Origin of the sequence: Flavobacterium sp. Sd200 (genome assembly GCF_009826935.1) — a bacterium.
Taxonomy (GTDB): domain Bacteria; phylum Bacteroidota; class Bacteroidia; order Flavobacteriales; family Flavobacteriaceae; genus Flavobacterium.
On sequence record NZ_WUMN01000002.1, the window covers coordinates 568,995 to 588,547 of the forward strand.

Genomic DNA, 19,553 nt, shown 5'->3' on the forward strand with positions numbered 1-19,553 from the left:
GCAATTATTTGCGCAAATATAGTTAAAACGCGCTTATTGCTGTTTTTGTATATGGCAGATAAAATTTAAATGATTCAGACTAACTATTGGTTACCACATTCAAAAGAGTGGCAACCCATTTTCTAAATCTCGGGCATTTTTCGAGCATCATATTAATTGTGGTTAGCTCCGCAATCTCAATACCGTCAACAATTTTTTCATACCTTTTTCCATCTGCTTTATAGATATCCTGTAGCCTTTTAGAAGGTGCGCCATACTCTGTGCCATTAATATCTTCTATGTTGGCGTACTGATTATAAACCTCCAAAACCCTATTCAGAATTGCATCGCTCTCAAAAGCAAAACCCTCCTCAGGATTAGCAAACAGTAATGTTTCCATTTCGTGTTTTTGGATATATGGAATGAAAAACCGATACTCCTTTACCGATTGAACAACCTGATTAAGGCAGTTTTCTAAGTAAGCAACTTTATCATCGGTAGCATTTAGCCGATGACAGCCGCCGTAGCCTGGCAATTTTGTTTCGCTGTTTAACCTGAAATAATCAATAAGTGTTGTTACCACAGGTTCAGATTTATAATTCAGCACAGGGGTAATAGTATTTATAAAGTGCTGAATATTATTAAAGCCGTGCCCGCCGCCACTCATTGTAATAGGGTATCCCTGAATGTGACATTGTAACCCCTGAGAATACAAATACGGAATCAGGACTTTATTAACAAACTCTAATTCTGTTTCTCCTTCTACAATAAAATATAAATCTCTCATGGCCTGCCTCCTATTACACTTTTAGCCCAAAGGTCGCCCAGAGTATAGTCTTTTATCCAATCCTTCAAATCTTCACCATCCAATCGTTGGAATACTGACTGACCTCCTTTCCTATCGACTGTAATAATATCTACTGCATCAAAATTATCAACAAGGTTTATTGATTGCGTAGAAATAATTATCTGGCTTGTAGCTGAAGCTTTTTTTATTAACCCTGCTAACTTATTAATAGCAAATGGATGCAAGCCTAATTCAGGTTCGTCTATAATTATCGTTTTAGGTAAATTAGGCTGGAGCAACAAAGTGGCTAAAGCTACAAAACGCAATGTACCGTCTGACAGATGCATAGCACTAAAATAACTATCGGGATGATTTACCTCCGTCCATTCTAACCTTACTATATTAGGATTAAGCCTGTCGGGCTTTAAATCAAACCGTTCAAAAAATGGCGCAATAGATTTTACAATACGTTCTATCTTCGCAAAACTCTTTGGTTCAAGTTGTTGCAAATAATACAAAAAAGCAGGCAGGTTGCTACCGTTTTCTTTCAGGTAAACATTGTCGTTTAGTTGACATGATGAGCGTAAGGGCGCATTAACACTTGTATCGTGAAAATGATAGATTTTGAAAGATTTTAGATATTTATTTACATATCCACTTTGACCATTATTAATAAGCTGTATGATACTCTCCCAAGAATTTCCGTTAATCGTGTAGTCTGACCAACCATGACCATACCATTCTGGATTACTACCTTTACTTTTATTGTAACTTGTATGCTCCTCTAAGACAAAAAGTTTATCATCGTTAGATGGCTGTAGCGTAAAACTATATGCATTAGTTTCTTCGAACTCAATATAAGCGTTTAAAAAAGATGTGGTTTTTCTTCCAAAATGCAATAAATTATCAGCTCCCTCAGTCAATGAGTAATTCTCTAAACGCTGTTCATATATAATATTAAGCAATTTAAAAAAGGATATAAAATTAGATTTTCCCACACCATTGGCACCAATAAGCACGTTGATTGGAGACAACTCTAACTCGAGTTCTCTGATAGATTTATACCCTGCTATTTTTAATTTATTAATCACAAATATTATATATATACCAAACTTACAAAAAAAGCACCAATAAAAAAGCGCGCCCTTGTGTGGAGGGCACGCTTTTTAAAGTATAGTTAGTTTTTGTTTTATTACTTGACGCTCGCAAAAAGGAACTCCCTGTTCATGCGGGCAATATTTTCAAGCGAAATACCTTTAGGGCATTCAACCTCACAGGCACCAGTGTTGGTACAGTTACCAAAACCCTCCTCGTCCATTTGGCGAACCATGTTCAATACACGCTGTGTAGCCTCTACTTTACCTTGTGGCAATAAAGCATATTGAGATACTTTAGCACCCACAAACAGCATGGCACTACCATTTTTACAACTTGCCACACAAGCACCGCAGCCAATACAAGCAGCAGCTTCAAAAGCCCTGTCTCCGTCGTGTTTAGGCACCGGGGTAGCATTAGCATCTATAGTGTTGCCCGAAGTATTTACCGATACGAAACCACCGGCCTGCTGTATCCTGTCGAAAGACGAACGGTCTACAATAAGGTCTTTTATAACCGGGAATGCTTTACTTCTCCACGGCTCAACATAAATAGTATCGCCATCTTTAAAAGAACGCATGTGCAGCTGACATGTGGTTACTTTACTTGCAGGACCGTGTGCCTGGCCGTTAATGTAAAGCGAACACATACCGCAAATACCCTCGCGACAGTCATGGTCAAATGCTACAGGCTCTTTTCTTTCGCCTACAAGCTGTTCATTTAACTGGTCAAGCATTTCCAGGAACGAACTGTCTGTGCTAACGTTATCCAGTTTATAAGTTTCTATAGATCCTTTAGTTTTAGCGTTTTTCTGACGCCATATCTTAAGGGTTATATTTATATTTTTATTAGAAGCCATATCCTTTAGTATATATTATTTGTAATTCCTGGCTGCGATTTTAATGTACTCGTAGTTAAGAACCTCCTTATGAAGAACCTCATTGTTAATGTCGTCGCCCTGATATTCCCATGCGCCAACAAAATTAAAGTTTTCGTCATCACGAAGTGTTTCACCTTCAGCATCCTGATACTCTTCCCTAAAGTGACCGCCACAAGATTCTTTACGTTGTAAAGCATCGCGCGCCATTAGCTGACCAAGGTCGATAAAGTCGGCAACACGAAGTGCTTTTTCCAACTCAGTGTTAAGCTCGTCTGAACTGCCCGGAACGAATACATCTCTGTAGAACTCTTCTTTAAGAGCAGCAATTTCGGCAATAGCCTCCGTAAGTCCCTGCTCATTACGTCCCATACCTACTTTGTTCCACATAATGTGACCCAGTTTTTTATGGAAGTGGTCTACAGATTTTGTACCGTTATTGTTAAGGAACGTATCGATCTGACCTTTAACGTTAGCTTCTGCCTCGTCAAACTCACGGGTATTCGTTGGTATCTTACCAGTACGTATCTCATTAGCAAGATAGTCAGACACTGTGTAAGGCAATACAAAATAACCATCGGCAAGACCCTGCATCAAAGCAGATGCCCCAAGGCGGTTAGCACCGTGGTCTGAGAAGTTAGCCTCTCCTGCCACGAAACAGCCCGGAATAGAACTTTGAAGGTTATAATCTACCCAAACACCACCCATAGTGTAGTGTACCGCCGGATAAATCTTCATTGGTACTTCATATGGGTTCTCGTCTGTAATTTGCTGATACATCTGGAAAAGGTTACCATATTTCTCCTCTATCCATGCTTTACCAAGTTTAATAACCTCTTCATCGCTTGGGTTGTGGTTACCCTGAGCATAGGCGGTTTGTTTACCTTTGCTAATGATCTCTGAAGAGAAATCAAGATAAACACCCTCGTTAGTATCGTTAGCCTCTATACCAAAACCGGCATCGCAACGCTCTTTTGCAGCGCGGCTCGCAACGTCCCTTGGTACAAGGTTACCAAAGGCAGGATATCTTCTTTCAAGGAAATAATCCCTGTCTTCTTCTTTAATATCTGTAGCTTTAAGCTTTCCTGCACGGATAGCCTGAGCGTCTTCTATCTTTTTAGGAACCCAGATACGACCCGAGTTACGCAGTGACTCAGACATCAGCGTTAGCTTACTCTGGTTGGTGCCGTGAACCGGGATACACGTAGGGTGGATTTGCACATAGCAAGGGTTAGCAAAGTAAGCACCTTTTTTGTGTATTTTCCATGCAGCAGTAACGTTACTGCCCATAGCGTTTGTAGAAAGGAAATATACGTTTCCGTAACCACCCGATGCTATAATAACTGCGTGAGCCGAGTGTCTTTCAAGCTCACCTGTAATAAGGTTGCGCGCTATAATACCGCGGGCTTTGCCGTCTACTTTTACAATATCAAGCATTTCGTGGCGGTTGTACATTTGCACGCGACCAAGACCAATTTGCCTTGAAAGCGAAGAATATGCACCTAACAAAAGCTGTTGTCCTGTTTGACCTGCGGCATAAAATGTACGCTGTACCTGTGTACCACCAAAAGAGCGGTTATCAAGCATTCCGCCATAATCGCGGGCAAAAGGCACACCCTGAGCCACACACTGGTCTATAATATTACCCGATACTTCTGCAAGGCGGTGCACGTTAGCTTCGCGGGCACGGTAGTCGCCACCTTTTATAGTATCATAAAAAAGCCTGTATATACTGTCGCCATCGTTTTGATAATTCTTAGCGGCATTAATACCACCCTGTGCAGCAATAGAGTGCGCACGGCGTGGAGAATCCTGAAAACAAAATGCTTTAACATTGTAGCCCATCTCGCCAAGAGATGCAGCAGCCGAAGCCCCTGCAAGGCCTGTACCCACCACAATTACATCGATCTTTGGCCTGTTGTTTGGAGCAACAAGTTTAAGGTGGTCTTTATAATCGGTCCATTTTTTTGAGATATGACCCGCAGGTATTTTAGAATCTAACTTCATATTGATTGACGTTGATTATTTGTGTAAAAAGTGAATGTAAAGTGGTATGATAGCAAACAATGCCGGAACTATAAAAGAGAAGCCCTTGCCAAATCCTTTTATTAATCCGTTATATTTAGGATTGTTGGCACCAAGGCTTTGGAACGCACTACCAAAACCATGATACAGGTGAAAGCCCAGCGTTATCATTGCTATAACATATAATATTGTAGCAATAAGACCAAATTGCGGGTCTTTAAAAAAGTCTACAGTTATTTTATGAAGGTCTTTATATCCTTCGGCAAAAAATATTTTTTCACCTTTATTGTCTTCTGCACCTTTAACATCGGTACTGCCCGGCTGAGGGCCGTTTATTACTGCATAGAACTTATTACCTTCTCTAACAAGGCTTTCTCCGTTTACCTGAGCTACAGGCAAAAACCTTGCAGAACCTGTTCCGGTAGTAATATAAAACTGCTGATCCATCCCTTCCTGCGGACCTTTTATGGTTATGGTTTGCAAAGGCATATCTTTTTTAAAGTGCATTACTGCCCAAAAGTTTACCATGTGCGTAACAATAAACACAAGAATAATGGTACCTAAAACCGCCATGTTACGCGATGCCCAAACAGTGTTTTTTTCCGGTTTGTTCATAGCATATTTTACCGGCCTTGCTTTCCTGTTCTGTATAGTAAGCAATATACCGTCTACAGCATGAAAAATAATAGAAAAATAAGTTAGGTAAGAAAGTGCCTTTACTGCAGGATTTGTTGTCATGAACAACGCATAAAGGTTAAAAGCCAGCGCATCGGCAAAAATAAGTTGTAAGTTACCAATTAAATGCCCTACAAGAAACAGGCAAAGGAATAAACCTGTTAAAGCCATCCAGTATTTCTTAGCAATGGAAGACTTCAAAAATGCAGATTTTGCCATAATGTTTGATTAAAGTATATAAGGTTTTAAAAAAATCAAACAAATTTAAGGGTAAATGAATTTAACCACAACCCCCACAGGCTAATTTATAATGAATTTAAAGTGGGTATTTTTTAAGGTATTATCAGTAAAAAATTGCAAATTGTATTTTTTTAACCTAAAATTATCTAAAAAAATTCAACAGAATCAAAATTTGGCAATACACAAATTTAGCACCCTATATTTTACTAAAACGGTGTAGCTGTATTTTGAGGATAAATTTCAGTGTTTTATTTAGCACAAAAGGATCCATCCGTTCTAAGTTATACGATATGCAATACTATTATGCACATAATTGAATTACAGAATTAACAAATCCATAAATAAACATCTTACTACTCCACCCATTTATAATAGCGTGCTCCTACCAGGTTAGGCAGTTCGTGTTCTATTGCATCTAAAACCCATTCGTTTACAGGAGCAAGCACACTGTATTGCTGTTCTTTTTTGTGTAATTTTTGGTACGTATCAAAATCTATGGCGGTGCTTTGCTCAAGCGTTTCAAAAAGACGAGCATTTTGTGCAGCGGCTTTCCAGCCCGGTTGCAGCACACCTTCAAACACCTTCGACTTAGATCCGCTGCCATAGGCAAGGAATCCGATTTTTTTCCCGTCAAGATCTGCGTCATTAGCAGCAAATTTAGCCAAAACCGAAAGCAGTCCCATAAAAATAGACCCCGTGTACAGATTGCCTATTAAAGACGAAGCAGGTTCTGCAAGCTGCAATTTCTGACTTACAAATGCTCTGTAATCATCACTCTTACTGATTTCGCGCAGGCGGGTTTGGTAGTCTGCCGGGTCTTCATTGCCTGTTAGCAAAGGAGTTTCGGCATCAAGGGCAAACAGTTCGGCAAACATGCGCCTGCCCTGAAAAGCATACGGCAGGTGCATTACAATAGCCTCCCAGGTATTGTATAAAGAACCTGTTGTATTGGTAAGTTTTTTAAAGCTGTTGTATGCCTCTCGTGTACGGTCGGTATAGCAGGTATTGCTGTACTGTCCATCAAAAACGGGCTGGTCTTTATGTATTTCTATAACCGCCTCAAGGTTGCCAAACCATGGTTCGTTAGCATCTATGTTGGTAATATCGCTTTTTTTAATGGTACGATAGGGTTTAAAAAAGTCGAAAACTCCTTTGGTGCTCACCGCCCAGTTATTTTCTATAGCCAAAATACGCGGGTTAGCCGTTACAAGCAATGCCACCGCACCGGCTCCCTGAGTGTATTCGCCTGTAGATTCTAAATCATATTTGGCAATATCTGTTGCAATAACAATAGCTTTTTTGGTTGGGTTCAACCTCACAAAATCAATACAGTTGTGCAGGGCATCTACCGCACCAATACAGGCAAAAGTAAAATCTACCGTATCGCAGCCTAAAAAAGAATCATGCCCAAACTTTTGCTCCATGAGTGCCACCAAATAAGACCCAATAGGTTTAGAGCTATCTATACCACTCTCTGTACCAACATAAATACGGGCAATATCTGCCGGGTCAAGGTTGTTATCTGTAATCAGGCGTGTAAGCGCATTTGCACCAAATACAACAGTATCCTGATGCACATCAGGCAGAGTCATTTTTAACAGGCCAAGTCCTTTTTCAAGTTTATCAGGATCAATATCCCTTGCATGTGCAAGGGTTTTTATAGGAAGGTAAATTTTAGCAATATCGTATGCAACAGCATCTATTCCGGTAGTCATTATGGGTAGTGGTTTTTCAAAGAAACGCAAATTTAAAAATAATAGTCTTATTAAATTAGCAAAGCCTCGAATTACACGATTTTTCATCTACGCTATTTATCGCAATGTGTTTAACTTAAGCAGATTGTTTTTTTACACTAATTACACTAATCACTCCTGATTTTTACACTATCAATTATGACAGGTCATAAACACGTTAAATTTTAAGTAAATTAATTGCTGAAAATTCGTGAAATTAGTGCCGCCTTCCTTACTTTAGCAGTGTTATTTATAATCATTATCAATAAATATGAAGCTATATTTTCTTTCGGCACTGCTTTTTATAACCGCAGCCCTGCATGCACAGGATAAAACCCCTTATCAACTATACAGTAAAGACGGCAAAAAAACCACCTATAAAAAACTGATAAAAGCCGCTACGGGTGCCGATGTGCTCCTTTTTGGCGAACAGCACGACAACGCATTGGTGCACTGGCTTCAGCTTGAGGTTACAAAAGACCTTGCCGATGCAAAACCACTTGTGCTTGGCGCCGAAATGATAGAGGCCGACAACCAAAAACAACTCGACCAGTATTTGGCAGGACAACTCGACCAAAAAGCTTTTGACACTCTTGCCCGCCTGTGGAACAATCATAAAACCGACTATAAGCCCCTTGTAGATCTTGCAAAACAAAAAAAGCTTGCGTTTATTGCCACTAACATTCCGCGCAGGTATGCCAGCCTGGTTTATAAACAAGGATTTGAGGCACTTGACAAACTAACCGATGAAGAAAAAGCATGGATAGCCCCTTTGCCTATTGCTTATGATGCCAACCTGCCGGGATACAAAAACATGCTGGCAATGGGCGGTGGGCACGGCGGAGACAAACTGCCAAAGGCACAGGCTATAAAAGATGCCACCATGGCACATTTTATTGCCCAAAACCTTAAGCCCGGAACACTTTTTATTCACTACAACGGAACATATCACAGCGATAATTATGAGGGAATAAACTGGTATTTAAAAAAGAATAAGCCAGGCGTTAGTATTGTTACCATTGCTGCTGTTACCCAAAAGGAACTTGACAGCCTTGAAAAAGAATATCTAAATCTTGCCGACTTTATTATTGTGGTAGACGAGGATATGACAAAAACCTATTAATTTATTTCGCCGCCAGCTTCCATAAATCAAAAAAAAAAAATGGTTTGTTACAATTAGTGGCTTACCTTTCTATAGCTGCTCTGTTATTTTGCGAAGCATTACTATTTGCCCAAGGTGGTAATAACTGTGTTCTATAATGCCTTCTAAATTGCGGTGGTAAGTGCTGTATTTTTCATCCACAAAAACATCGCGCAGCCTATCGGGCGGTAGCTGCTCTACTACCTTCACGAAGGCTTCGGCATTGGTTAGAAGTTCAGACACCAACACATGCCATTCGGTTTCCGATTGTATGGGCGGAACATCAAAACTATATTTATCGCTAATATCGAGCGCACCGCCGTTAAGCACCCTGAGTACACCACCCAAATAATAATTTATATGATAGGTAAGTGCTGCAATGGTGTTTAGTCCGTGCACTTTTAAGGTGGCCTGCTGCCATCCTGTTGCCTCCAACTGTTCTTTATAATTGGTGTTGGCAATCCACTTCCCGTCGAGAAAAACTTCGCGCAGGCGGTTGGCTATAAACTGGTTTGATTGCATTGCGGTGTTTTTTATAAAGATAAGGAATTTTAAAGTAGAGACGCATTGCCATGCGTCTCCAAAAACACACAGATTATGTTAGACGCAATGCATTGCATCTCTACCAATACGGAACGTAAAAAATTCTCGAGGAGAAAAGACGAAGCGATCAAAACCTCTAATTATTTGCCACATAACAAAATTAAACCTACAAGGTCAGAAAAAAACCTTGCAGATTAGCAGCGAGTTCCTGCAAGGTTTTAACAACTTGTAGGTATTGATAAACTGTAGAGATGTCTCAATTCCGCTGCGCTGCATTCGACATGGAAAACCCTACAGCCGGATGCGCTGTTCCATTTTGAGCGTAGTGCAACGAAGTCGAAAAATCTTAAATCAGGTTAACAGATGGCTTCGTGCCTCGCCATGACGTGCTTGACGAAAACACCGCATAACCACACAGTACCCGTAACCGTCTTTGCGAGGAGGAACGACGAAGCAATCTAATTTTTCATAGCAAAATTAAACCTACAAGGTCAGAAAAAGACCTTACAGGTTAACAGCGAGTTCCTGCAAGGTTTTAATAACCTTGTAGGTATTGACAAACTGTAGAGATGTCTCAATTCCGCTGCGCTGCATTCGACATGGAAAACCCTTATAGCCGGATGCGCTGTTCCATTTTGAGCGTAGCGCAGCGAAGTCGAAAAATCTTAAATCAGGTTAACAGATGGCTTCGTGCCTCGCCATGACGGTGCGTGAAGAAAGGAATAAATTATGAAACCCACCAAGTAATAAAAAACGCCCCTTAAAAAAGAGGCGTTTCATATATCATCTAAAAAATAAAATTACATTTTCATCAGCCAGTTTCTAACCGAAACCTCTTCGTTTATAATGCCGCGCAGTTCAGAGATGGCAACCCTGTCCTGTTTCATGGTGTCGCGGTGGCGAATGGTTACTGTTTGGTCTTCCAGCGTTTGGTGGTCAACCGTAATACAAAACGGTGTGCCCAGTGCATCCTGGCGGCGGTAGCGGCGGCCAACGGCATCTTTCTCATCATAAGCCACATTAAAGTCCCACTTAAGGTCGTCTATAATTTGGCGGGCAACTTCCGGCAGGCCGTCTTTTTTAACCAATGGCAGTACCGCAGCCTTTGTTGGCGCTAATACAGCAGGAAGACTAAGCACGGTGCGTACAGAACCATCCTCAAGCGTCTCTTCTTTCAACGAAGTAGAGAACACCGCAAGGAACATCCTGTCTAAACCTACCGATGTTTCTACCACATAAGGCACATAGTTTTCGTTTAGTTCAGGGTCAAAATACTGTAGTTTTTTACCACTATGCTCTTCGTGCGCCTTAAGGTCGAAATCAGTACGGCTATGAATACCCTCAAGCTCTTTAAAGCCAAACGGGAAGTTAAACTCAATATCGGCAGCAGCGTTGGCATAGTGCGCAAGCTTTTCGTGGTCGTGGAAACGGTAATTTTGTTTGCCCAATCCAAGCGAAAGGTGCCATTTTAAACGGGTTTCTTTCCAGTATTCATACCACTGCATTTCTTTGCCAGGCTGTACAAAAAACTGCATTTCCATTTGTTCAAATTCCCTCATTCGGAAGATGAACTGGCGTGCAACGATTTCGTTACGGAACGCCTTACCGGTTTGTGCAATACCAAACGGAACCTTCATCCTGCCGGTTTTCTGCACGTTAAGGAAGTTTACAAAAATACCCTGTGCCGTTTCCGGGCGCAGATACAGGTCCATAGCATTGGCAGCCTCAGCGCCCAGCTTGGTGCCAAACATAAGGTTAAACTGGCGCACATCGGTCCAGTTTTTAGAGCCTGTATCGGGGTCGGCAATTTCAAGCTCTTCAATAAGGGCTTTTACATCGGCCAGATTCTCTGTTTCAAGGCTGCGCGCCATGCGTTGCAGTATGGCATCTTTGCGCTCTAAATATTCTTTGGTGCGTGCATTGGTAGCCTTAAACTCTTCTTCGTTAAAGGCATCGCCATATTTGGCACGTGCTTTTTCTATTTCTTTTTGTGCTTTCTGGTTCAGCTTTTCGGCATAATCCTCAATAAGCACGTCGGCCCTAAAGCGCTTTTTACTGTCTTTGTTATCAATAAGCGGGTCGTTAAAAGCATCTACGTGGCCACTGGCTTTCCAGGTGGTAGGGTGCATAAAAATTGCGGCATCTATACCCACAATGTTTTCGTGCATTTGCACCATGCTTTTCCACCAGTATTCGCGGATGTTCTTTTTTAGTTCGGCACCGTTCTGACCATAGTCATACACTGCACTTAAACCATCATAAATTTCGCTCGACTGAAATATGTATCCGTACTCCTTTGCGTGCGAGATAACGTTCTTAAATTGATCTTCTTGTTTTGCCATGCTGCAAAAATATAAAAAGGGATTATTGTGGTGTATAATTTGTTAAGAAAATTTACCTTCTTTACGCTACGCTTTTTGGGTTATACCACAGAGATACACAAAGGCAACTTTACCATCAACAAAAGGAAATTAAGATATAGCCTTTGGCTTGCCCCCAAAAGACATGATCGTCCTGATCAGCCGCAACTTAAGATTCGAAGTCATTATTACGTTTAGTCTTCCCGCAACTAAATGGCAAACTTCATTTCTCCAGATATCTCTATGGCATAGCGGGCAAATCAGAAACCAAATATTTTCTATATTAGCGCAACTAAAAACCCTTCATGTTTAAAAGCCTTGTAAATCTGTTCTTTCCTGCTACCTGTGCAGGTTGCGATGCACTGCTGCTTGAAGGCGAACCCGTAGTGTGCACCACATGCAGGCACGAACTGCCTTTTACCCGGCATCATTTAGACAGCCAAAACGAAACGACTAAACGGTTTTATGGACGGCTGCCTTTAGAGCATTCGTCGGCACTGCTGTATTTTCATAAAGAGGGCATCGTTCAGGAGCTTGTTCATAATTTAAAATACAGGGGGCAGCAACAGGTGGGCGGTTTAATGGGCAGCCTGTATGCACCACAACTTAAAAGCGTACCTGCCCTGCAAAGCGTGACAGACATCATCCCCGTGCCCCTGCATCCTAAAAAACTACGCGAACGTGGCTACAACCAGGTTACCGAATTTGGAAAGACCATAGCCGCCATACTGGGTGTTGCTTATACTGATGATGTTTTACTGCGAAACACCTACAATAAAACCCAAACCCTTAAAAACCGCGAACTTCGTGCAGGCATTATTAACAGTGCCTTTGCGGTTAATTATAATGATGTGCACCACAACAAACACTTTTTACTGGTAGACGACGTTATTACAACCGGAGCAACTCTCGAAGCCTGCGGAAAGTTACTGTTGCAAATTCCGGGGGCTAAACTCAGCATTGTTACCATTGCCTATGCCCATTCTTAAGTTTAAAAGGGTTCTTAGGTAAAAAACATTTCGGTAGCATTAAATATAATCGTTATTTTGTAGGGTGAAAATAAACTGTATGCCAAAGTCTAAACTACTTATTTTTATTATAGGCCTTTGTGTGGCCATTACAAGCTGTGCAAAAAGAGGCAGCATTACCGGAGGTTTAAAAGACACCATCCCTCCCACGATAGTAAAGAGTACGCCCAAAAATATGAGTACCAACTTTACAGGCAGCGAGATCCGTATTGATTTTGATGAGTATGTAAAAATAAAAGATGTAAACAAACAGCTTATCATCTCCCCACCACTAAAAAACCAGCCGTTTATTATGCCGGCAGGATCGGCCAGCAAGTTTATAAAAATAAGCATTAAAGATACCTTACAGCCTAATACTACCTACAGTTTTAACTTTGGGCAAAGCATTACCGATAACAATGAGGGCAACCCCTACTCTCAGTTCAGGTTTATATTTTCTACAGGAAGCTATATTGATTCGCTCTCGCAATCCGGCAGCATTAAAGACGCCTACAACCGCGAGAACGATAATTTTGTGACCGTAATGCTCTATGAGGCTAACGAAACCTTTAACGACAGTACCATATACAAACAAAAGCCACGCTATGTTACCAACACTTTAGACAGCGCTGTGGTGTTCTCGCTGCAAAACCTTAAAGCCGGAAAATATCACCTGTTTGCACTTAAAGATGTGGGGAGCAACTACCTCTTTAACCCTAAGACCGATAAGCTTGCGTTCTTAAATAAGACCATTACTGTTCCGTCAGACACTTTACATCAGCTAAAACTGTTTAAAGAAAAAGGGCGTTACAAAGCCGTAAAACCCACACAGGCATCGTCTAACAGGCTGTTTTTAGGATATGAAGGCAAAGACCCTAAAGGCATAAAGGTAGATGTTAAAAACGGCACCGGAACTACCAGCCTTGCCACCACAGTTACAACCATGCGCGGAAAAGATTCACTGCAAGTATGGCTGCCGCGCGAGGTAAAAGATTCGCTACAGGTAAAGGTGACCAAGAATGATGTGGTGAACGATTTTGTAGTGAAGATAAAAGAAATGAAGGCTGCCGACTCGCTTACTGTTGATGCTGTTCAAAGGGGCGGACTGCACTTTAGGGAGAAGTTTACACTCAATCCTTCTACACCACTGGTTAACATAGATGCGTCTAAAATTACGCTTGTAGATAAAGACTCTATTGCTGTGCCTTTTACACACAAGTATGACGATTTTAATAACGAACTGGTTTTTGACTTTAAGAAAGACGAAAACCAAAAATATAATTTTGTGATGATGCCGGGTGCAATGACCGATTTTTATGGTAAAGCTAACGACACCCTGAATTATAAACTAACCACCCGAAGCTATGCCGATTATGGCAATCTACAGGTAAACCTCGAAAATGTAAAGCGTTTTCCTGCAATTGTTGAAATTACCGATGCTAAAGGAAAAGTCTATGCAAGCCATTACACCGAAAGCGAGACCAAAATCTATTTTGACGCCGTAATGCCAAGCAAATATGTATTGCGTATTATTTATGACGACAATAAGAACCGCGAATGGGATACGGGAGACTATCTGAATAAAATTCAACCTGAAGAGGTAATTTATTTCCCTAAAGAAATAGATGTACGCGCCAACTGGGATGTAGAACAGCCTTTCCCGGCCGGGGGATAACATGGCTTTGGTTAGGCATTCAGAATCATGGCAATGTGGTCAAAATAGCACTTTTTTACGGAGACGCAATGCGTAGCGTCTCTACTGAAGAAACTGCACTGAATATACCGAACCGTCATGCGAGGTAAAGGGCTATTTATTAAATTACTATAGAGATTTTCCGACTTCGTTGCACTACGCTCAAAATGGAATAACGCACTCAAATAGGGTTCTTCCATTCCGGGTTCGTCACAGAGGAATTGAGGAATCTATCTAAACTTTATATCCTGCAACATGAATCAGTACATGTTTAGATCAACTTAAAATCATCCCTATCATTTAAAAAGGCAAACTTTTTACGGGTTTCCAGCAATGCATCTTTATCAAGAACAACGGTTACTACGTCATCCGTTTCAAAAGGTTCAGTAATATAAGCACCTAACGCATCTATAACCTGGCTGTGACCGCTATAGGCATGGCCATTACCATCTACTCCCACACGGTTTACTCCAATGGCATAGCTAAGGTTCTCAATGGCACGTGCACGCAGTAGGCTGTCCCACGCAAGGGTGCGAATTTGGGGCCAGTTGGCAACATACAGCAGCAGGTCATATTCTTCCACATTACGCGCAAAAACAGGAAAACGCAGGTCATAACACACCAACGGGCATATCTTCCAGCCTTTATACTCTACTATAAGTTTTTCGGTTCCGGCAGTATAAAATTTATCTTCACCTGCAAACGAAAACAGGTGGCGCTTGTTGTAGGTTTTTACTTCGCCATCGGGCAGTACAAAAAACAGGCGGTTGTAATATTTTCCATCCTTTTCTATTACCAAACTACCGGTTACCGCACAGTTGTTTGCCGCAGCAGTTTTTTTCATCCAGGCAACCGATGCCCCGTTTTCGTTCTCGGCAACTGCCGAAGGATTCATCGTAAATCCTGTAGCAAACATTTCGGGTAGAACGATGAGGTCGGTACCCTGTTTGATCGCTGCTATTTTTTGTGTAAAATTATCAAGGTTTGCCTGCGGGTTTTCCCACACAAGCGATGTTTGTATAATAGAGATATTCATACTTTTTATTTAAAGTTATAAAAATACTGATTTGTGTTTTATTGTTACACAGAGACAAGCAGAGATTTTCCGTAGAGATTCACAAAGAAAATCATACAACAATCTATCTTATCTCTTCAGTAAACGCTATTTCGGCATTCAGTATTTCGTTGATGAGCACTACAAGCTGTGTCCTGAAATTTTGGAGCATAGCAGCATCTACAACATCCTGCACTGCAGCCGATCGGTCAAAACCATCTTTAAAACTAAAGCCCATAAAACCGCTCTTCATGTTTTTAAACGATATTATACCTGCCTCCATTTCGAGTCCGTTAGCATGCTGCTCATACATAAAGGCATAGCACAACAGCTGGATTATTTTATCGTTCTTATAATCAGCCGTAAGTCCGTCCCAGTTTTTAAGCGTAACGTTATTTTTTTCTACCTTTCCGGTTTTATAATCGGTAATGCGAATGCGCCCATTGCGTTCTTCCACCCGGTCTATATTACCCGATATTACTACTGTGTAAGGCAGTGCACCGTCTGTAAGCTCCCTTCGGAACTGATGCTCCAAGAACAATACCTTAACGGCATCCCCTTCTGTAATTCCCTTTTTTTCGAGCTTTAAAAAATTATGCACGTTGCGCTTGGCAACTTCAAAGGCCAACAGGTTGCGCCCTTTTTTAATTTCACCTTCTTTATAAACACTTACAAACTGGTTCATAACCTCGGCATCGGCAAGTGTCGCCATACTGTCTATATCCTGAGTGGTTAAAAATTTGCCTAATACAGGTTTGTACAGCTCCTCTAATGCACCGTGTATAATGGTACCCAGTGTGTTTAGGGCGATGCTCTCTTCAACCTCATCGGCCTCGCTAATGCGCAATATGCGCTGATAATAGAACTGCATTGGGTTGCGCAGATATCCGGTTAATGCCGATGGCGAAAACCCTTTTACCGTAGCAATTTCGTGCAGCCTTGCCATAACCTTTTCGGTCTTGGCAACCTCCATAGGCTCATAGGCTTTTTCGGGCAGGTGGGCATTATATATAACACTGCTGAGGTTGTGTGCTGGCTGTTTCTCTATTTCGAGCTGGGTTAAAAAACGGCTGCGCTCTCCTGCATCAAGCCCTTCGCTCTCGGTGTTATACAGCAAATACACATTTTTTGCCCGCATGAGCAGGTGGTAAAAGTGGTAACTGTAAATGGCATCCTTTTCTTTGTAGGTAGGCAGTCCGAACTCGCGTTTAACATCAAACGGTATAAATGAATTTTGTGTTTTGCCCGATGGAAACTTGCCCTCGTTCATAGAGGTAATAATAACATTTTCAAAATCAAGCACACGGCTTTCGAGCACTCCCATTACCTGCAATCCGCTCAGGGGTTCGCCTTCAAACGAAACTTCGGCAAGGTCTATTACCTGTTTGTAAATGGCATGCAACACCGGCAGGCTGTCCATATGCGGGTGCGCTTCCTGATAGTTGGTAAGCTTGTTCAGCACTTTAAAGATGGAATATAAAAATGCCTTTGCTATTTTGTCCTCTTCGTTATCGTTGCTTAAGTAGGACTTCAGTTCCAGCATTATACTGCTAAGCCTTTGCAATATATGGCCTGCTGTGGTATCCCACCTGTCAAAAAGCAGTTTAAAGAACGGCGTGGCATTGCCCTGAATTTCAAACAGTTTAGCCAGCGAAAAGAACGTTATGTTATTACGGTTTATGGTATCTACCAGCTTCGAAGCCTTTGCATAGGGTTCTACCAACGGATGTGTGAGTATATCTAACACCTCGCGATAGTACAGTGTATAACTTTTTTCATTTCGGTTAATGGCGTTGGTATGCATTTTAAAGAGCTTTTGCACCAATATTTGCGCCGGGTTGTTGCGGCTACCATAGCCCATGGTTATGTTAAGGCTACCCACATTTGCCGGAAGGCTGTACAGCATGGGTATGAGCAGGTTTTCTTCGCCCAGCACCAGTGCGGTTTTGTCAAGACTGTGGCCGTTGTTTTGAAGCTGCTCTATAATTTCTCCTGCAATTTTTGCCTGACCCACCGTTTTGGGCGTACCAATTATTTGTATGTTCTTAGGTTCGCTAAAGTTGTTGCTGATCCATTCAAAATCCTGAAAGGCATACTGCTTCCATTCTTTTTTAAAACGCCTTATAAAGAGCCCTGCATCGTGATAAGGGTCAGAGAGAAAGGTGTAGTCTATATCCCAGTACACTTTTGCCTGCCCTAATGAAAGCAGGTGCTGTATAATTTTTTCTTCGGCAGCATTTAAAGCATTAAAGCCTGCAAAAACAAGCGTGCCTTTATGAACGTTGCTAAAATGGTTGATGTTGTTTACAGCCTCCCTGTATATAAGCCCCTGATAACCCACACCTTTTTGCAGCAGGTGGGCATAAAAAGTATTATAATAAGACGGCAACAGTTTCCAAAACTCCAGATAGCTTTCTATCATTGGGGTGCGCTTATCTGTATCTACAGCCCAGTGTTCTATCTCCTGAATGTTCTCCAAATAGGTTAAAACATGAGCCGAATTGAGCAGATAGCGATCTATTTCGTTAAAGTCCTGCAGGAGGGTTTTGCCCCAGTTGGCAAAGGTGTCAAACGGCTGTTGTTTTTCTTTAGGGGTAAGGCCAAGATAGGTACTGTAAAACTCAAACAGCAAATCTATGGCATCTATAGACCGAATACCCGCCACATCCTGTATAAAATCTTCTATACTGGTAATGGTAGGGGCAAACACAGTGCCCTGTATTTGCTTTTTTAAAGCCTCAAGCAAAAATATTCGTGCCCTCTTATTGGGCAATACAATGGTAATATTTGCAAGGTTATTACCATAATCGGTTATTATCTGCGTGCTTAGCCTGTCGAGAAATGTTTGGTGTGCCATGCTATAAAAATAAAAAACGCCCCCGGAAATCGGAGGCGTTTTCTGTATTTATTTTAAAGCTTTAAAACTTAGTTTGTTTTAACAAGTTTTACTTCAACCCTACGGTTTTGAGCTTTACCTTTTGCAGTTTTGTTAGATGCAATTGGTTTAGTTTCACCAAAACCTGTAGATGTTAGCCTGTCAGCAGCAATACCGTTCTCTACTAAGAAGTTTTTAACGGCAGCAGCCCTGTTCTCAGATAAAGTTTGGTTTAGTTTGTTGCTACCATCGCTGTCAGTGTGACCTTCGATGCTGAAGCTAGCGTTTGGATATTCTTTGAATATAGCTAACATAGCAGCAAGTACCGGCATAGTTTCTTCTTTGAATGAAGCTTTACCACTGTTGAACAGGATAGTTCTTGCATACTCGTTAAGACGTTTTACAACTTCTTCAGTTACTTCAGGACAACCACGGTTAGCAGCAGTACCTTTTACTGATGGACATAGGTCATCTTTGTCAAGTACACCGTCGCCATCTGTATCTGGCCATGGGCATCCGCCGTTTTCTTTAGGACCAGCAACTGTAGGACATTTATCATCCTGATCTGCAACACCGTCGCCATCTCCGTCAGGACAACCTTTAAGTTCTTTAAGACCTGCTACTGTAGGACAAGCGTCAGCTGCATCAGTTACACCGTCACCGTCTGTATCAGGACATCCCTGGAACTCAGCAAGACCTGCAACTTCAGGACAAGCGTCATCTTTATCAGGAATACCGTCACCGTCTGTATCAGGACATCCCTGGAATTGTTTTAGACCAGCGATTTCTGGACAAGCATCGTCTTTATCATAGATACCGTCACCGTCTGTATCTTTACCGCCAAACCTAAAGGTTAGACCTGCAAAATGCTGCATGTGCCTTGGCACGTTAGCTTCAGCCTGATCTTCGAATGTATGTTTGTAAGTAGTTTGTACTGTAAGACCAACATTTTCTGAGAACCAGAAGTTGATACCAAGACCACCGTTAAGTGTACCGTTACCCTGCTCGTCTAACCAAGTGTAACCACCACCAAGGTGTACATAAGGGTTAAACCAGCTTTTAGTTAAAAAGCCATACTTAACAATAGCGTCTACGCCATAGTAAGTAACATCGCCAGGGTTAGTTACTACGTACTCCTGAGTACCAGGAACGCGGCTAACCAATTTGTCTATTTTGTTTACAGATCCTGTAACACCTACTGAAAGGTTGTTGCCAATAGCCCTTGATACGTTTAAGTAAGATACTGATGGAAGAATGTTCCAGTTGTCTTTTGCATTGAAGAAGTTACCAAACTGATCTTCAAATTTAGACGCAGCACCAAAACGGGTATCTACCGCATTAACACCAAAGGATATAGCCCAAGGGTTGTCTTCGTTCTGCGCGTGGGCGTTCAGACCCACTGCCATAAGGGCAGCAACGAATAGTTTGTTTAGATGTTTCATACTTTTTTGTTTAAATTACATATAGGT

Annotated in this window: 14 protein-coding genes; 3 read left to right on the plus strand and 11 right to left on the minus strand. The window is 41.5% G+C overall.

What is annotated here, in order from left to right:
- Positions 1-79: 79 nt before the first annotated feature.
- From GR160_RS08690 to GR160_RS08715, 6 genes are all read right to left on the minus strand, one after another.
- Positions 80-766: a DUF4276 family protein gene (locus tag GR160_RS08690; RefSeq protein WP_160749468.1), complete on the minus strand. Its 687-nt coding sequence runs from the start codon at positions 764-766 to the stop codon at positions 80-82.
- On the minus strand, positions 763-1,857 hold the full coding sequence (locus GR160_RS08695) for an AAA family ATPase (RefSeq protein WP_160749469.1): 1,095 nt from the start codon (positions 1,855-1,857) through the stop codon (positions 763-765). Before GR160_RS08695 ends, GR160_RS08690 begins: the two co-directional genes overlap by 4 nt.
- A gap of 101 nt (positions 1,858-1,958) precedes the next feature.
- The gene (locus tag GR160_RS08700; RefSeq protein ID WP_160749470.1) at positions 1,959-2,720 is read right to left on the minus strand and encodes a succinate dehydrogenase/fumarate reductase iron-sulfur subunit; all 762 of its coding nucleotides are present in this window, start codon (positions 2,718-2,720) and stop codon (positions 1,959-1,961) included.
- A 15-nt stretch (positions 2,721-2,735) separates the two neighbouring features.
- A complete protein-coding gene (locus GR160_RS08705) occupies positions 2,736-4,745 on the minus strand; it encodes a fumarate reductase/succinate dehydrogenase flavoprotein subunit (RefSeq protein WP_160749471.1) in 2,010 nt (669 codons plus the stop codon).
- Between the two features lie 15 nt (positions 4,746-4,760).
- Positions 4,761-5,657 (minus strand): succinate dehydrogenase cytochrome b subunit, encoded by an 897-nt coding sequence (locus GR160_RS08710; RefSeq protein WP_160749472.1) that lies wholly within the window; start codon positions 5,655-5,657, stop codon positions 4,761-4,763.
- Positions 5,658-6,031: 374 nt separating this feature from the next.
- A complete protein-coding gene (locus GR160_RS08715) occupies positions 6,032-7,393 on the minus strand; it encodes a hydroxymethylglutaryl-CoA synthase family protein (protein WP_160749473.1) in 1,362 nt (453 codons plus the stop codon).
- A gap of 289 nt (positions 7,394-7,682) precedes the next feature.
- On the opposite strand from GR160_RS08715, the gene GR160_RS08720 reads away from it, so the two are divergent.
- Positions 7,683-8,534 (plus strand): ChaN family lipoprotein, encoded by an 852-nt coding sequence (locus GR160_RS08720; protein WP_160749474.1) that lies wholly within the window; start codon positions 7,683-7,685, stop codon positions 8,532-8,534.
- Between the two features lie 69 nt (positions 8,535-8,603).
- On the opposite strand, the gene GR160_RS08725 is transcribed toward GR160_RS08720, so the two are convergent.
- A complete protein-coding gene (locus GR160_RS08725) occupies positions 8,604-9,074 on the minus strand; it encodes a DinB family protein (protein ID WP_160749475.1) in 471 nt (156 codons plus the stop codon).
- An 821-nt stretch (positions 9,075-9,895) separates the two neighbouring features.
- Positions 9,896-11,437, minus strand: coding sequence for a glycine--tRNA ligase (locus GR160_RS08730; RefSeq protein WP_160749476.1), 1,542 nt, complete (start codon positions 11,435-11,437; stop codon positions 9,896-9,898).
- A gap of 323 nt (positions 11,438-11,760) precedes the next feature.
- Here GR160_RS08730 and GR160_RS08735 point away from each other — a divergent pair, with 323 nt between their 5' ends.
- Both GR160_RS08735 and GR160_RS08740 read left to right on the plus strand, forming a co-directional pair.
- Entirely contained in the window at positions 11,761-12,444 is a 684-nt protein-coding gene (locus GR160_RS08735) for a ComF family protein (RefSeq protein ID WP_160749477.1), read from the plus strand.
- Positions 12,445-12,523: 79 nt separating this feature from the next.
- On the plus strand, positions 12,524-14,137 hold the full coding sequence (locus GR160_RS08740; protein ID WP_160749478.1) for an Ig-like domain-containing protein: 1,614 nt from the start codon (positions 12,524-12,526) through the stop codon (positions 14,135-14,137).
- A gap of 289 nt (positions 14,138-14,426) precedes the next feature.
- On the opposite strand, the gene GR160_RS08745 is transcribed toward GR160_RS08740, so the two are convergent.
- From GR160_RS08745 to GR160_RS08755, 3 genes are all read right to left on the minus strand, one after another.
- Complete coding sequence (locus tag GR160_RS08745) at positions 14,427-15,191, minus strand: amidohydrolase (protein ID WP_160749479.1); 765 nt, start codon at positions 15,189-15,191, stop codon at positions 14,427-14,429.
- 103 nt (positions 15,192-15,294) lie between these two features.
- Positions 15,295-18,066: a PD-(D/E)XK nuclease family protein gene (locus GR160_RS08750; RefSeq protein ID WP_160749480.1), complete on the minus strand. Its 2,772-nt coding sequence runs from the start codon at positions 18,064-18,066 to the stop codon at positions 15,295-15,297.
- 68 nt (positions 18,067-18,134) lie between these two features.
- Positions 18,135-19,526, minus strand: coding sequence for an OmpA family protein (locus GR160_RS08755; RefSeq protein WP_160749481.1), 1,392 nt, complete (start codon positions 19,524-19,526; stop codon positions 18,135-18,137).
- Positions 19,527-19,553: the final 27 nt, after the last annotated feature.